This window comes from Duodenibacillus massiliensis (assembly GCF_900128485.1).
GTDB lineage: Bacteria > Pseudomonadota > Gammaproteobacteria > Burkholderiales > Burkholderiaceae_F > Duodenibacillus > Duodenibacillus massiliensis.
Map to the genome: position 1 here is coordinate 488,920 of NZ_LT635861.1, position 13,817 is coordinate 502,736.

The 13,817-nt window shown below is 57.1% G+C and carries 15 protein-coding genes; 8 read left to right on the plus strand and 7 right to left on the minus strand.

All coding sequences use genetic code 11. The features are described 5' to 3' along the window. Positions 1-3 precede the first annotated feature (3 nt). The 3 genes from BQ7486_RS09740 to BQ7486_RS09750 are packed head-to-tail and all read right to left on the minus strand — an operon-like array spanning position 4 to position 2,828. Complete coding sequence (locus tag BQ7486_RS09740) at positions 4-1,281, minus strand: glutamate-5-semialdehyde dehydrogenase (RefSeq protein WP_022373573.1); 1,278 nt, start codon at positions 1,279-1,281, stop codon at positions 4-6. An 18-nt stretch (positions 1,282-1,299) separates the two neighbouring features. Then, positions 1,300-2,310, minus strand: a complete 1,011-nt coding sequence (gene holA / locus BQ7486_RS09745) for a DNA polymerase III subunit delta (protein ID WP_074009872.1) — start codon at positions 2,308-2,310, stop codon at positions 1,300-1,302. Positions 2,311-2,315: 5 nt separating this feature from the next. After that, the gene (locus BQ7486_RS09750; protein WP_084765888.1) at positions 2,316-2,828 is read right to left on the minus strand and encodes an LPS-assembly lipoprotein LptE; all 513 of its coding nucleotides are present in this window, start codon (positions 2,826-2,828) and stop codon (positions 2,316-2,318) included. 185 nt (positions 2,829-3,013) lie between these two features. Between BQ7486_RS09750 and mobB the strand changes: the two genes are divergently transcribed. Genes mobB through BQ7486_RS09780 form a run of 6 tightly spaced genes read left to right on the plus strand, consistent with a single transcriptional unit; the run spans position 3,014 to position 6,267 of the window. Further along, positions 3,014-3,523 (plus strand): molybdopterin-guanine dinucleotide biosynthesis protein B, encoded by a 510-nt coding sequence (gene mobB / locus BQ7486_RS09755; RefSeq protein ID WP_022373576.1) that lies wholly within the window; start codon positions 3,014-3,016, stop codon positions 3,521-3,523. Next, entirely contained in the window at positions 3,510-4,715 is a 1,206-nt protein-coding gene (locus BQ7486_RS09760) for a molybdopterin molybdotransferase MoeA (RefSeq protein WP_074009874.1), read from the plus strand. Before mobB ends, BQ7486_RS09760 begins: the two co-directional genes overlap by 14 nt. An 11-nt stretch (positions 4,716-4,726) precedes the next feature. Beyond that, positions 4,727-4,984: a molybdopterin converting factor subunit 1 gene (moaD, locus tag BQ7486_RS09765; protein WP_074009875.1), complete on the plus strand. Its 258-nt coding sequence runs from the start codon at positions 4,727-4,729 to the stop codon at positions 4,982-4,984. Between the two features lies 1 nt (position 4,985). Further along, the gene (locus BQ7486_RS09770; RefSeq protein ID WP_074009876.1) at positions 4,986-5,438 is read left to right on the plus strand and encodes a molybdenum cofactor biosynthesis protein MoaE; all 453 of its coding nucleotides are present in this window, start codon (positions 4,986-4,988) and stop codon (positions 5,436-5,438) included. Positions 5,439-5,441: 3 nt separating this feature from the next. After that, positions 5,442-5,852 carry a fluoride efflux transporter CrcB gene (gene crcB / locus BQ7486_RS09775; protein ID WP_074009877.1) on the plus strand — a complete coding sequence of 137 codons (411 nt, stop codon included), beginning with the start codon at positions 5,442-5,444 and terminating at the stop codon, positions 5,850-5,852. 4 nt (positions 5,853-5,856) lie between these two features. Beyond that, positions 5,857-6,267: a lysozyme inhibitor LprI family protein gene (locus BQ7486_RS09780; protein WP_074009878.1), complete on the plus strand. Its 411-nt coding sequence runs from the start codon at positions 5,857-5,859 to the stop codon at positions 6,265-6,267. A gap of 80 nt (positions 6,268-6,347) precedes the next feature. Here the strand turns inward: BQ7486_RS09780 and BQ7486_RS09785 are convergent, their stop codons facing one another. Beyond that, positions 6,348-7,466, minus strand: a complete 1,119-nt coding sequence (locus BQ7486_RS09785) for an IS630 family transposase (RefSeq protein ID WP_204207017.1) — start codon at positions 7,464-7,466, stop codon at positions 6,348-6,350. Positions 7,467-7,837: 371 nt separating this feature from the next. Between BQ7486_RS09785 and iscB the strand changes: the two genes are divergently transcribed. Both iscB and BQ7486_RS12305 read left to right on the plus strand, forming a co-directional pair. After that, on the plus strand, positions 7,838-8,626 hold the full coding sequence (iscB, locus tag BQ7486_RS09790; protein ID WP_235836783.1) for an RNA-guided endonuclease IscB: 789 nt from the start codon (positions 7,838-7,840) through the stop codon (positions 8,624-8,626). Beyond that, entirely contained in the window at positions 8,542-9,033 is a 492-nt protein-coding gene (locus tag BQ7486_RS12305; protein ID WP_235836784.1) for a hypothetical protein, read from the plus strand. Before iscB ends, BQ7486_RS12305 begins: the two co-directional genes overlap by 85 nt. A gap of 75 nt (positions 9,034-9,108) precedes the next feature. Here BQ7486_RS12305 and leuE read toward each other — a convergent pair whose 3' ends face one another. The 3 genes from leuE to BQ7486_RS09805 form a co-directional block, all read right to left on the minus strand. Further along, a complete protein-coding gene (gene leuE / locus BQ7486_RS09795; RefSeq protein WP_074009880.1) occupies positions 9,109-9,771 on the minus strand; it encodes a leucine efflux protein LeuE in 663 nt (220 codons plus the stop codon). A gap of 166 nt (positions 9,772-9,937) precedes the next feature. Then, complete coding sequence (gene leuS / locus BQ7486_RS09800) at positions 9,938-12,577, minus strand: leucine--tRNA ligase (protein ID WP_074009881.1); 2,640 nt, start codon at positions 12,575-12,577, stop codon at positions 9,938-9,940. A 111-nt stretch (positions 12,578-12,688) separates the two neighbouring features. Beyond that, on the minus strand, positions 12,689-13,612 hold the full coding sequence (locus tag BQ7486_RS09805; protein ID WP_074009882.1) for a magnesium transporter CorA family protein: 924 nt from the start codon (positions 13,610-13,612) through the stop codon (positions 12,689-12,691). Positions 13,613-13,817 lie beyond the last annotated feature (205 nt).

The window sequence follows — 13,817 nt, forward strand, 5'->3', positions numbered from 1 at the left end:
CGTTTAACGGCGGCACTCGCCGTGCCCGTAAACAACATATTTAAGACTTGTAAGGCCCTCAAGCCCCACGGGGCCGCGGGCATGAAGTTTTCCGGTGCTGATTCCGATTTCGGCGCCAAGCCCGTAAACGTAGCCGTCCGCAAGGCGCGTGGAGCAGTTCACCATGACGCTGCCGGAATCGACTTCCCGCAGAAAACGTTCTGCGGTCATGTGGTTTGTGGTGATGATCGCATCGGTGTGGTGTGAGCCGTGCGTTTCGATGTGGCTCACGGCTGCTTCGAAAGAAGGCACGACCGCAATTGAAATAATCGGGGCGTTGTATTCGGTGTCCCAGTCGTCTTCAGTTGCTTTTTTAACGGTAAAACCGGCCTGGGTGAGAATTTCATAAGACGGATTGTCGCAGCGCATCTCAACGTCCTTTTCCTGCCAGATGCGGGCAATGCGCGGCAGAAACACCGCTGCCTGCTTTTCATGCACTAAAAGCGTTTCCATGGCGTTACAGGGCGAGTAGCGCTGCGTCTTGGCGTTGTCGCACACCGTGAGCGCCAAGTCAGTATCGGCTTCTGCGTCCACATAGGTGTGGCAGATGCCGTCCAGGTGCCGGATCATCGGCACACGGGCTTCGGCTTCAAGTCGGGCAATGAGAGACTTACCGCCCCTCGGAATAATGACGTCAACGTACTTCACCGCCTTGATGAGTTCACCCACAAAGGCACGGTCCGTGGTGGGCGCAACCTGCACGCTGTCGGGATTGAGTTTCACGGCGGAAAGCGCCTCAGCAATAAGTCCGGCAAGGACTTTGTTGGTTTCAAAGGCTTCCGAGCCCCCGCGCAAAATGACGGCGTTGCCGGCCTTTAAGGCAAGGGCCGCTGCGTCCACCGTCACGTTGGGGCGCGCTTCATAAATGATTCCCACAACACCCAAAGGAACGCGCATGCGGCCCACGCCGATGCCGCTTTCCTGAGGCTTCACGCTTTCGATGGTGCCTGCTGGATCGGCAAGGGAGGCAATCTGCCGGCAGCCGTCCGCCATCGTCTCAAGCACTTTCTCCGTGATCGTGAGACGGTCAACAAAGGGCGCGGGAAGGCCGGCAGCCCCGGCGCGTTTCACATCAAGGGCGTTTGCGGCAAAAATGCGGTCTTTGTGTTCCGTGAGCGCCAGAGCAAGAAGCTTCAGAGCTTCGTTTTTCTGCGCCGTGGCGGCACGCGCCATGTCGCGCGAGGCGGCCCTCGCCTTGCGGCCGATCGTTTCCATCAGTTCACGGGGATCAAGTTCGCTCATGGCAGATCCTCAAAAAAATTAATGTGCAAGAAAGGCGGCAAGTGACGCGAGTTCGAGCCACACATCGCTGTCGCGGTCTTTGACTTTAAGGCCCTTGCCAAGCCGGTCAAGATCCGCGCAAAGCGTGAGCGCGGCTTCAAGACGCCGGGCATTGTTGCGGTTGACGACACTTTGAATACGCGCGGTTTTGTCAAATCCCCTGACACCTGCGTGCATCATGGCGTCACGGACATTTTCGCCCTGATCCATGTAGGTGCGGGTTAAAAGCGCTGCGCGGGTTTCATCCGTAAACTGCCAGACAATGGCGGGCATGGCCTCTCCCTCGGCCTTGAGGTTTTCGACGATTCTCAAGGCCTTGGCGGCGTCACCCGTGAAGGTCGCGGAAATCAGATTTTCAATGTCAAAACGCGCCACGTCGCCCACCGCACGTTCAATCATTTCGGCGGTAATACGCGTGCCCTTGGGGTATTGGTACGCGAGTTTGAGAACTTCCTGCGCCGCCGCAAGAAGGTTTCCTTCACAGCGCTCGGTCAGAAGGTTCACGGCGTCGCCGTCGGCACTTAATTCGTGCCGCGCAAGGCGCTCACGAAACCACAGGGGCAACTCTTTCACGGTCACCGCAGCGCAGTCCACAACCTGTGCGGCCGCTGAGAGCTTTTTGTACCAGGCGAGTTTTTTCACCGTCCAGTCCGAGGGCATCGAGACGATGACGATGGTGTCTTCAAGGGGGGCGGACGCAAGGACCGTGAGCGCTTCAGCGCCTTTTGTACCCACCCGGAAGGAGGCAAGCCTCAGCTCCACAATGCGCTTTTCGGCAAAAAGGCTCATCGAGGTGCAGGCTTCGCGCACCTGAGACCAGTCCCAGTTGGCCTGGCCGTTCAAAATCTGCCGCTCGCCGTAGCCCGCTTTTATGGCGGCCGCGCGGATCACGTCCGCGGCCTCGATCATCAAAAGCGGCTCTTCTCCGGTGACAAGCCACAGTTTTGCGGGCTCCCCCGTGAGTTTTCCGGCCAGTTCCTTAAAGCGCATGGTGTTTATGAGGCCTCGGGAGCGGCCGCAGGTTTGGCGGCTTCAATGCGCCGCAGAATGAGGCTTACGAGATCGGACTGCATCTCGGCAAATAAGAGCGCTTCTTCGTTCTGGCGGCTTAAGTATTCGCGCTCACTGTAGGTGACGGTCCGGGAGGTCGTCAGCGTAGTTTCCGGCACAAAGTCGCGTCCGTCGGGCGTGGTGATCCTAAAGGTCATCGTGAGCGTGAGCTCATTTTCGGCAACGTCACCCCGAAAGTTAAGCGAGAGAATGTCGCGGGACTGTGTTTTATTGACAAGCGTAAAGACGGCATCGGCTCCTTGGGCTGAGTCCGTCAGGGTTACGCAGCTCCCCGCCTTAAGCTGTCGGGCGAGTTCCGCGTAAAGCGGCGTGTTGCGTTCAAGCGCAATGTAAAGCGTGTCAAAGGGCGCATCAAAGCGCCCCTTCATCCGGAATCCGCAGCCCGCGGCAGGAAGGGCAATCAAGGTTGCTAAAAGAGTACGGCGGGAAACGGTCATAACGCGAGTCAGGGCCCATCAACGGACGGGCCCGGTGAAGTGGTATCCGGATCCTTTATTATAGGGGGAGGCACCGCGCCTCTGCGGTAAACTGTTGCGGCTATCGGGTGTTTTCGGACGGGTTTTCGGACGGCATGAAAAGAGGACCGCCGCAGCACACTCCAACCTCCATGAGGAACCACACTATGTTTGCCGTAGGATTTATCGGACAGTCAGGAACCGGCAAGACCACACTGATGGAAAAAGTGGTGGCGCGGCTCGTAAGCCGCGGGCGCCGCGTCTCCGCCGTTAAAAGCACGCATCACGACACCGACATTGACCAGCCGGGCAAAGACAGCTGGCGCTTTCGCAAGGCCGGTGCGAACGAAGTAATTCTCGCAGGCAAAGACCGCTGGGCTCTGATGAAGGAGACCCCCGAGGCTGAGGTGCCGCTTTCAGAACTGTTAAAGCGCCTTGAGCCCGCCGACATCGTGATGGTGGAGGGGTTTAAGGCGGACGCTTCGATCCCGCGGATTCTTGTCTGGCGCAATCGCCCGGAGGCTGAGCCTTTTGCGCTCGAAGAAGGGGTGGTCGCGGTCGCAACCGACGACGAAACGCTGGTGCTCCCCGAAGGCATCACGCGGCTTGACATCAACAGCCCCGGCGCTGTTGCCAACTTCATCATTACCTTAAAGGCCGACAGTGATCACGTATAAGGAAGCGCTGCAGGAATTTATTGCGGCTGCAAAACCCAAAAAAGAGACTGAGACCATTCCGACGCTCTACGGTGAAGGCAGGATTCTCGCAGAAGACGTTGTGAGCACCATCTGCGTGCCGCCCTGGGATAACTCCCAGATGGACGGTTATGCGCTGCGTGCCGCCGACATTGCAGCTGCGTCAGAAGGTGCTCCCGTGCGTCTTTCCGTCTCCCAGCGCATCGCCGCGGGCACGACCGGCACGGAACTCGCGCCCGGAACCTGCGCACGGATTTTCACCGGGGCTCCGATGCCCGCGGGCGCAGACTGTGTGGTGCCGCAGGAAGACGTCACGGCTGAGTCCGGGATCGTCGTCTTTACGCGCCCCGCGCCGGCAGGCGCGTGGGTCCGCAAAAAAGCCGGTGACGTGGATCAGGGGCAGACAGTGGCTCACGCGGGCGAGAAATTAACACCCGGCATTCTGGGGTTGATTGCCAGCGTGGGCGCGGCCTTCGTGACCGTGTATAAACCCCTTAAAGTCGCGGTCTTTTTCTCCGGCAGCGAACTTACGATGCCCGGTGAAGCGCTTCCTCCCGGCGGCATTTATAACTCCAACCGCTACACGTTAAGGGCGCTCTTAAAGGGCCTTAACTGCGAGGTTTACGACCTTGCGGGCGTCACTGATTCCTTTGAAAAAACCAAGGAAGCCTTAAGTAAGGCCGCTGACACCGCCGATATCATCATCACCTCGGGCGGGATGAGCGTCGGCGAAGAAGACCACATCAAACCGGCCGTGAAGGCGCTCGGACGCATTGACATGTGGCGAGTGTCCTTAAAGCCGGGTAAGCCCGTGGCGCTCGGTGAAGTAAAGGGCGTGCCTTTTATCGGTTTGCCGGGCAACCCCGTTTCGGTCTTCGTGACGTTTCTGATGCTTGCGCGTCCCTTTATCCTGCGCTGTCAGGGTATGAAGCACGTCGAGGCGCAGCCCCTTTCGGTGCGGGCTGACTTTGCCTGGACAAAGAAAGGCGACCGGCAGGAATTTGTGCGCGTGCGCCGTAACGCCAAGGGGGGGCTTGACCTTTACCCCACGCAGAATTCGCAGATTCTCACGAGTTGCGCCTGGGCTGACGGACTGGCCGATATTCCGGCTGGCACGAGCGTCGCCGAAGGGGACTTTGTGTCCTACTATCCGTTCCGCGATCTGTTTATTTAAGAGAGAAAACCGTGCAGATTAAAGTGAAGTATTTCGCGCTTTTGCGTGAAGCATTAAACCGTGACGAAGAAACCGTTGAAGTTCCTGCAGATGTGAAAACGGCAGGGGAGCTGCGTGCCTGGCTTGCGGCCAACGATTCTGAACACAACGAGGCTTTTGCCACGGTTAAGCGCATCCGCGCGGCCGTAAACGGCACCATGGCCGGAGACGATGCTGCGGTGGCCGAGGGCGATGAAGTTGCGTTTTTCCCGCCTGTGACCGGAGGTTAGGTTGACAGTCAAAGTCGAAGTCCGCACGGAAGACTTTTCGGCGGAAAAAGAAAGTGAGGCCGTGAAGGCCGCTTCGCCCGGGGCCGGGGCGCTCGTGAGTTTCATCGGCATTGTGCGCGGAGCGGGGATCCGCTCCATGGAACTCGAGCATTACCCGGCGATGACCGAAAATGCCGTCAGAGGCATTGTTCATGATGCCCGAAGCCGGTGGCCGGCGGTTGAGGCGGTCACCGTGATTCACCGCGTGGGAAAACTTTTGCCCGGCGACAACATTGTCCTTGTGATCGTGAGTTCGGCTCACCGCCGTGAAGCTTTTGAGGCGGCGGAATTCATCATGGACTGGCTCAAGACCGAGGCACCTTTTTGGAAGAAAGAAACACTCACCGACGGAACGGCCCGTTGGGTGGATGCGCGTGAAAGCGACGATGCGGCCCGCGACCGCTGGAAGAAATAAAAAATGTTTGAAACCCGTGACGGTAATCTGTTTTTGGTACTTGCGGCGGTGGCTTCGGGCGCTGCTGTGGGCGCAAGCCTCAGATGGGCTCTTTCCTATGGGTTTAACAAGGTCTGGGACGTGATGCCCGCGGGGACACTCATCTGTAACCTCGCCGGAGCCTTTGTGATCGGGCTTCTCACGGCCTTTTTTGTGCAGCACCCGGGGGTGCATCCGGCCGTGCGGCTTTTTGTCGTGACGGGACTTTTGGGCGGACTCACCACGTTTTCCACGTTTTCGATGGAAAACGTTTCGATGCTGATGGCGGGTGACTGGATGCGGGCATTTCTTCACGCCGGAACCCACCTTTTCGGGTCTCTTCTCATGACCGGAGCCGGCTTTTTTGTGTACAAGGCATTTTTTGCGGAGGTTTGACCCAATGCGCAGCCTTTTAACAGGTGTGATGCTCATCGCGCTCGCTGCAGGCGCTTTTGCCGCGGATCCCGATGATCCGGTGGCGGCCTGCTACAGTAAGGCGGGCACCCAGGTTGCTTACGGCGAGTGCCTCAGAGAAGAACTCGCGTCTGTTACGAAGCAGTACACGGCGGTTGTCGACAAGGTGATGGGCGTTGCCCGCAGCGTTGACCGCGCCGAAAAGAAAAAGGCGGCAGCCAAAGCCTTTGACGTCGCCAACAAAGCGTTTAACGCCTACTTAAAGGCTGAATGCGATTGGACGTCCGCTTCTTACGGGTCGGGGGCCGGTGCCGGACACGCTGAAACCGCCTGCCGCATCAATCTCATGCGCCTGCGGATGGGCAGGCTGCAGGCGGAGTACCTTCAGAATCAGTAATCCTTTCTTGGAAAGGTCAACTACCCCTGACTGAAGTCCGAGGCTTGGCAACAAGTCTTGGTTGACTAGTATAACGTTTGCTAAATAAGGCTATTAATTAACTCATGGACCTCGTCAAGCTTCCATCGCCAACGGAAAGGTACGGGGTCTACGTTGGTTTCATCGATCCATTTCGCAATGTGATCTCTCAGCTCCTCCTTCGAATTGACACGAAGACCGCGCAAGCTTTGGCGTGCCATCTTACTGAAGAAAGCCTCGATGAGATTGAGCCACGATGCATGCTTCGGTGTGAAGATGAACTGAAAGCGGCCTTTCCTCGTGTCAAGGTAAGCGCGCGTCTCTTTCGACGTGTGGATCGAATGATTATCCAACACAATGAAGATCTTGCATTCTTTGGCATACGTTTCATCAATCATTTTGAGGAAGTCGACAAAGTCTGAGCTCTTGTGACGTTCGCGGATCAGACTGTGTACTTTGCCTGTAATCAGATCGATGCCGGCAAGCAGAGAAAGCGTTCCGTGGCGGCGATATTCGTAGTCACGACGCGTGAAGCCCTTCCCGGGTTGCGGCGACCGATCAGGATGAATATTCCCAATAGCTTGAATTCCCGGCTTCTCGTCATAAGAAATATAGACGGAGCCGTTCGGTTGCGATGCCCCCTCGAGCGTATCGATGAAGCGAAGGTCAATCTCTACTCGCTTGTAGAGAAGAAGGACTTCCTGCGCTTTAGCTTCAAAATCAGGGTCCTTTTTCTCCAGGTAATAGCGGATACGGTGCGGCTTGATCTCGCCTTCTTCGAGAATTGTCCAGATCGTAGACTTGGAGGCTTTCCCAAGAGAGTCCCCAAAGTGGTGTTCCTCCGCATGCTTGCGTACGTAGACCGCAAGAGTTTCCATTGACCAAAGCGCTTGCGTCGGCCCATCCGGCAAATCCTTCGGCGGCGTGCAGGCCAGAGAACGTACCCAAGTACGCGCATCATCACTGATCGTTGCAGGGCGTCCGCTGCGCTTGAGATCCTCCAGAGCCATCATTGAACCGATCTGTAATGCCTTCCGCAGAAAACGGGCGACCGCGCTCACTGAAAGCTTGGCTTCCTCTGCAAGCTCCTTTTGTGGCTTTCCGCTGGCCGCGCCTAGCAGAACTCGGGCGCGTTGCACTTGGCGATGCTCTGCCGTGCGTGAATTGGCGATCTGAGTCAATGAGGTAACTTGTTCTGGAGTGAGAGTTAGAGGGGTAACGATGGGGCGGCCGCGAGGCATGAGGAGGCTCCAGTAGATGAGGAGCCTCCAGTTATACCAGAACCAGCTATTTAATGGCTTTATTTGCAGAACGTTATGCTAGCCTCAGTCCGTTTTCGGACGGACTCCGTTGGTTGGGAATCCGTTCCGTCGCAAGACGGGACGCAAACAGGCACCGCGGGATGTCGATCCTAGTCCCGCGCTCTGCGGTCTGCGGTTAAAAGCTCTGAGAGGTAGGAGCGGTGCTTCAGACAACAAACCCCTTCCAACATTGGCGAAGGATCACCACCGACCGCAAGGTCGAGCAGACGGAGCCCGTGAGGTATCCGTCAATGGAGAACACATTGAAAGTTTTTGTGTTGAATATGCGCGGGCAACCGCTCATGCCGTGCTCCCCGCCCAAGGCGCGTAAGCTCCTTCGGGCTGGGAAGGCCGTGCCTGTGCGCCGAACGCCCTTTGTGATTCAACTGACGGTGCCGACGGGCGAAACCAAGCAGCCGATCACCTTGGGTGTGGATGCGGGCTACAAGCACGTCGGCCTGAGCGCAACGACCGCCAAGGAAGAGTTGTTGGCTTCCGAGGTCGAACTGCGGCAGGACGTGACGGGCTTGCTCTCGAATCGCTTGGCACTTCGCCGCGCCCGACGCAACCGCAAGACCCGCTGCCGTGCGCCGCGTTTTGATAATCGCGTTCGATCGAAGCACAAGGGTTGGCTTGCGCCGTCCGTGGAGAACCGCATTCAGGCGCACATATCGCGCATTGAAGCGGTTTGCCGAGTGCTTCCGATCACCAAAATCGTGATTGAAACCGCATCCTTCGACATTCAGAAGATCAAGAATCCCGAAGTCGAAGGTACGGACTATCAGCAGGGCGACCAGCTCAGATTCTGGAACGTGCGCGAGTACGTTCTTTTCCGCGACGGTCACGTTTGCCAAGCCTGCAAAGGCAGATCGAAAGATCTGATTCTCAACGTGCATCACATTGAGAGTCGGAAAACGGGAGGCGACGCGCCGCTTCTTTCAGGGCAGAGACTTTCATGGGCCTCATGCGTTGGACGGTGCTCAACCGCCTGCGCGAGCGCCATCCCGAATTGCCTGTCACGAATACCTACGGGTATCTGACCAAACACAAGCGCATCGTCGCGGGCTTGCCGAAGACGCATTGCGCGGACGCTTTCTGCATTGCCGGCGTCCTCGACGCAAAACGTCGGGGCGAATACCTGTTTCAGAAACAGACGCGCCGCCACAATCGCCAGATCCACAAGCTGACGATTCTCAAAGGCGGTGTGCGCAAGCGCCATCAGGCTCCGTACCTAGTGCACGGCTTCCGGCTCTTTGACAAGGTGCTGTGCAAAGGGGAAGTCGGCTTTATTTTTGGCAGACGCTCCTCGGGTGCATTCGATGTGCGCCGTCTGAACGGTACAAAGATTTCTGCCGGTATTTCCTACAAGAAACTTTCGCTTCTTGAGAAGCGAAAGATGTTTTTAACTGAACTGAGAAAGGAGGGCCGCGATTCCTCCCGCGTCTGAAGACGCGGGTTTCCTCGCGGAATTTCTATGAATACTCTGATCCCGGTTTTGGTACAGCCATGGCCGGGATTTTCTTTAGTCTAGAACGAGTTTCCCGGCAAACAGAAGAAAGAGGCCGCCGATGGCGGTGTTGCCGAGCTTGGCCATGGCCGGAAACCGGGCAACCGCTCTTAAGGCATCCGCACCGAGCGTCGTGAGAAAAAGAAGCCACGAGATGCTGAAAAACTGCAGCACGGCCGCAAGAATCAGGTAGGGGATCCACTTGGCCTCAAACGCCGGATCAATGAACTGCACGAAAAACGCGACAAAAAAGAGAATGGCCTTGGGGTTGGTGAGACTCAGGATGAGCGCCGTGCGGAAGGCCTTGAAGGCGCCGGCACTGCGTTTTTCCGCACTGTTTCTGACAGTTTCCCGGTCTTCTCCGGCTGCCGTCTTCTTTTTTCCGTAGACACTGTAGAGAATCTTGAAGCCGAGCCAGGCAAGGTAGAGTCCGCCCGCCGTTCTCACCCACATAAAGAGGTCAGGGTGCGCCGCAAGCATGGCCGCCACACCCACAAAGGAACAGGTGATGAGGACGGAATCTCCCACGAGAACTGCGAGCGCGCCGGCAAGCGCCGGGCGGCGTCCTTCGGTGACGGCAGTTTTAAGGACAAAGAGCGAATTGGGGCCGGGCGCGATGATGACGGCAAATGCGCCCAGCACATAAACCCAAAAGTTAAGGATTCCGAACTCGAGCATGGCTGACAATTCCGGTTGGCGGAGAAATTTTTCGAACTATAAACACCGCTGAAACGCACGGCTACGCGTTGTGTGACGGTTGCGTTAATACGGCAACTGTGCCGGCAGCGGGCCTGAAAAAGCAAAACGGCCCGAAGGCCGTTTTGCTCACCGGTAAAAGTCCGGGTTATTTCGCGACGACGTTGACGAGCTTACCCGGCACCACAATCACCTTGCGTACCGTGGCTTCACCCACGAAGCGTTTGACGTCGGGGTTGGCAAGTGCCGCGGCTTCAATCGCGGCGCGGTCGGCGTCAGCCGGAACCAGAATCTGGCCGCGCAGTTTCCCGTTCACCTGCACCACGAGTTTTAACTCATCAGCCACAAGCGCCTTTTCGTCGATGACGGGCCACGGAGCGTCGATCAGTTCGCACTCAAAGGCCTTGTCAAATCCGAGTTCCGTCCACATCGCGGTGGTGATGTGGGGCGCAAGCGGATAAAGAACACGCAGCAGAAGCGACGCGCATTCCTCAAGCGCGGCCTTGCCGAGCTCGTCCTCGGGCTTAAAGGCGTCAATGCTGTTGAGCATCTTCATCGCGGCAGAAACAACGGTGTTGTACTGCATGCGGTCAAAGTCGCTCTCAGCCTGCTTGAGCGTCGTGTAGACATCACGGCGGAAGTCTTTGACGGACTTGGCGGCAGCCGAGTAGTCGGGAGCAGCCTTCCTGCCGATCAGGTCGGCGCGGTGCGCGTAACCCCAGTTCCAGAGACGCCGCAGGAAGCGGTACGTGCCTTCGGCACCGGAATTGGACCACGCGGCGGACTGATCGGGGGGACCGGCAAACATCACGAAGGTGCGGGCCGTATCGGCGCCGAACTGCTTGATGATGTCGCGCGGTTCCACGACGTTGTTCTTACTCTTACTCATCTTCTCGATGCCGCCGGAGACAACGGGCAGGCCGTCGTCTTTGGCCGTCACCTTGCTCGGACGCCCCTTTTCGTCGTATTCGACGTTGATTTCATAGGGGTAGTACCAGCGCTTGTGACCGTCGGGAAGCTCACGGTAGAAGCATTCGGCGGTAAGCATGCCCTGGGTAAAGAGGCGCTTAAAGGGTTCGTCATACTTAACGAGCCCCAGATCGCGCATCACCTTGGTCCAGAAGCGCGCGTACAACAGGTGCAGCACCGCGTGCTCAATGCCGCCGATGTACTGATCCATCGGAGACCAGTAGTCGTTGCGTTCATCGACCATGGCCTTGTCGGCGTCCGGAGAGCAGTAGCGCATGTAGTACCAGGAGCTGTCGACGAACGTATCCATCGTGTCGGTTTCACGCTTGGCATCCGCGCCGCACTTCGGGCACTTGACGTTGAGAAACGCTTCGCACTTATTCAAAGGATTGCCCGAGCCGTCCGGAATCAGGTTTTCCGGCAGAATCACCGGCAGATCCTTTTCAGGCACCGGAACCGGGCCGCAGTGCGGGCAGTTGATGATGGGAATGGGCGTACCCCAGTAGCGCTGACGGGAAATACCCCAGTCGCGCAGACGGAACTGTGTCTGCTTGTCGCCGAGCCCCATCGCTTTCAAATCCGCGGCAATCGCGTCGATCGCTTCATGAATGTGAAGTCCGTCGTACTTGCCGGAGTTGATGCAGTAAGGGTTAAGCGTCTTGTCGCCGTACCAGTCCTGCCAAGCATCCGTCGAGAATTCCTTACCTTCAACGGCGCAGACCTGAATGATCGGAATGCCGAACTTCTTTGCGAACGCAAAGTCGCGTTCGTCGTGTGCGGGCACGCCCATGACGGCGCCCTCGCCGTAGCTCATGAGAACGTAGTTGCCGATCCAGACTTCAACCTTGCGGCCGTTTAAGGGGTGCGTGACGTAAAAGCCCGTGGGGACACCCTTCTTTTCCATAGTGGCCATGTCGGCTTCAGAGACCGAGCCCTTGGCGCATTCAGCGATGAAGGCCTCAAGCTCAGGCTTACCCTGCGCAAGGCGCTTCGCGAGGGGATGCTCAGCGGCGATCGCCACAAAGGTCACACCCATCACCGTGTCGGCACGGGTCGTGTACACTCGAAGTTCCTTCTTTTCCCCGTCGATTTCGTAGGGGAAGGCAAAGTTCACGCCGATACTCTTGCCGATCCAGTGCTCCTGCATGCGGCGCACCTGTTCGGGCCAGCCGTCAAGCTGCTTGAGATCATCCAGAAGTTCCTGGGCGTATTGGGTGATGCCCAAGTAGTAACCCGGGATTTCACGTTTTTCAACCTTTGCGCCCGAGCGCCAGCCGCAGCCGTCGATTACCTGTTCGTTGGCGAGAACCGTCTTATCCACCGGATCCCAGTTCACAATCTGGGTCTTGCGGTAGGCAATGCCCTTTTCGAGCATCTTGAGAAACATCCACTGGTTCCAGCGGTAGTACTCAGGACGGCAGGTCGTCACTTCGCGCGACCAGTCAAACGCAAGCCCCAGGGGCCGCATCTGTTCCTTCATGTCGGCGATGTTGCGGTAGGTCCACTCCGCGGGCGCGACCTTTTTGCTCAAAGCGGCGTTTTCTGCCGGCAGCCCGAACGAGTCCCAGCCCATGGGGGTCATCACGTTAAAGCCCTTCATGCGGCGGTAACGGTAGAGGACGTCGTTTAAGGTGTAGTTGCGCACGTGGCCCATGTGCAGCTTCCCTGAAGGATAGGGCAGCATGGAGCAGACGTAGTACTTGGGTTTTTCCTTGCCGTTTTTGTCTTTGGCGTGCTCTTTTGCACGGTAGACGTCGTCCTTGACCCAGCGTGCCTGGACTTCGGCTTCAATTTCCTGAGGAGAATAGGTGTCGCGCATGGGCGCCTTGCCTTTTCGTGAAAATGTGCGGAATTTCCGCGGGAATAAACGAATTGAAAAGTATACCGCGTTAAGCCTTGGTGCCCAAAAGCCGGATGCGGTCAAAAAGCCTTACAAAAGGTCCTTTTTACGGAAATAAAGGAGCTCTCCGATGATGATGGCGGCGGCAGTAAGGCAAATCGCCGGATAAGCCCAGGGCCAGTGCAGTTCCGGCATAAATTCAAAGTTCATGCCGTACCATCCGACAAGCAGCGTCAGGGGCAGAAAGATGACGGAGACGACCGCAAGGATCCGCATGGCGGCGGCTTGTTTGAGCTGAATCTGCAGCTGATACATTTCGCGGATCTGCATAACGTATTCCCTCAGGGCTTCAACATGACGGTGTACGCGCTCGGCACGGTCAGAAAACCCCGCAAAGAGCTGACACTCGTCGTCGGTCAACATCTGATTGGAATTGGCGCGGATGGCAGCCGCCGTGGTCGTTAACTGATAAAAGAATGCGTGAAGCTGCAAAAGGTCCTTTCGCGCGAGGATAAGACGGCGGTAGGGCAGCTGCGAGCGCGCTTTATTGGTGAGAAATTCGTCTTCAACGGCGATGAGGTCCTGCTCGATTTTCTGCACCGCGGCGATGCTTTCTTCAATCCAGTTATTGAGAAGCGTCGAAAAAATGGCAGCTGGTGTCGGCGTCTGCGCAAACTGATTTTCCTTGAGCCTTGAGACCAGCGTTTGCAGTTTCTCGCCGTTACCCACGAGAATCAGTGTTTCGGGCGTGAGGTAAAAGCCGATCCGCTCAAAACGTGTGAGCCGCGGCTCAAAGACGGGAAGGGCTGCAAGCCCCAGAATGCAGGCGCCGTACATTTCCGCACGCACGTTTTCCCAGAGACCGAAGTCTTTGAGAAGCTGTCTCTGATGCGGAAGGTCCTTTAAGTGCGTCCGGAATTCCTCTACTGAACAGACCCGGACGGTTTTCATTGCTTCCGTTGTTTCGCCCTCGGCGGCGTCCCGCAAAACATCGCTTAATACGTAATCTTTCATCGCGCCGTCGCCCCCGGTATTGATAGAACTTCTCCGCCGCAAACTTCCGCATTAATGCGGGAGTCAAGGCGGAGTCAGAAGTAAAAATTTGAACGCAAAGCATACACACAGAGTTGTTTTGCTGTAGTGTGCCGCCATGCCGAAGAAAACAGCAACACCGACGTTTACTCTTGAACTGCCGCTCATTGCTGGCAGTAAGGAGCGT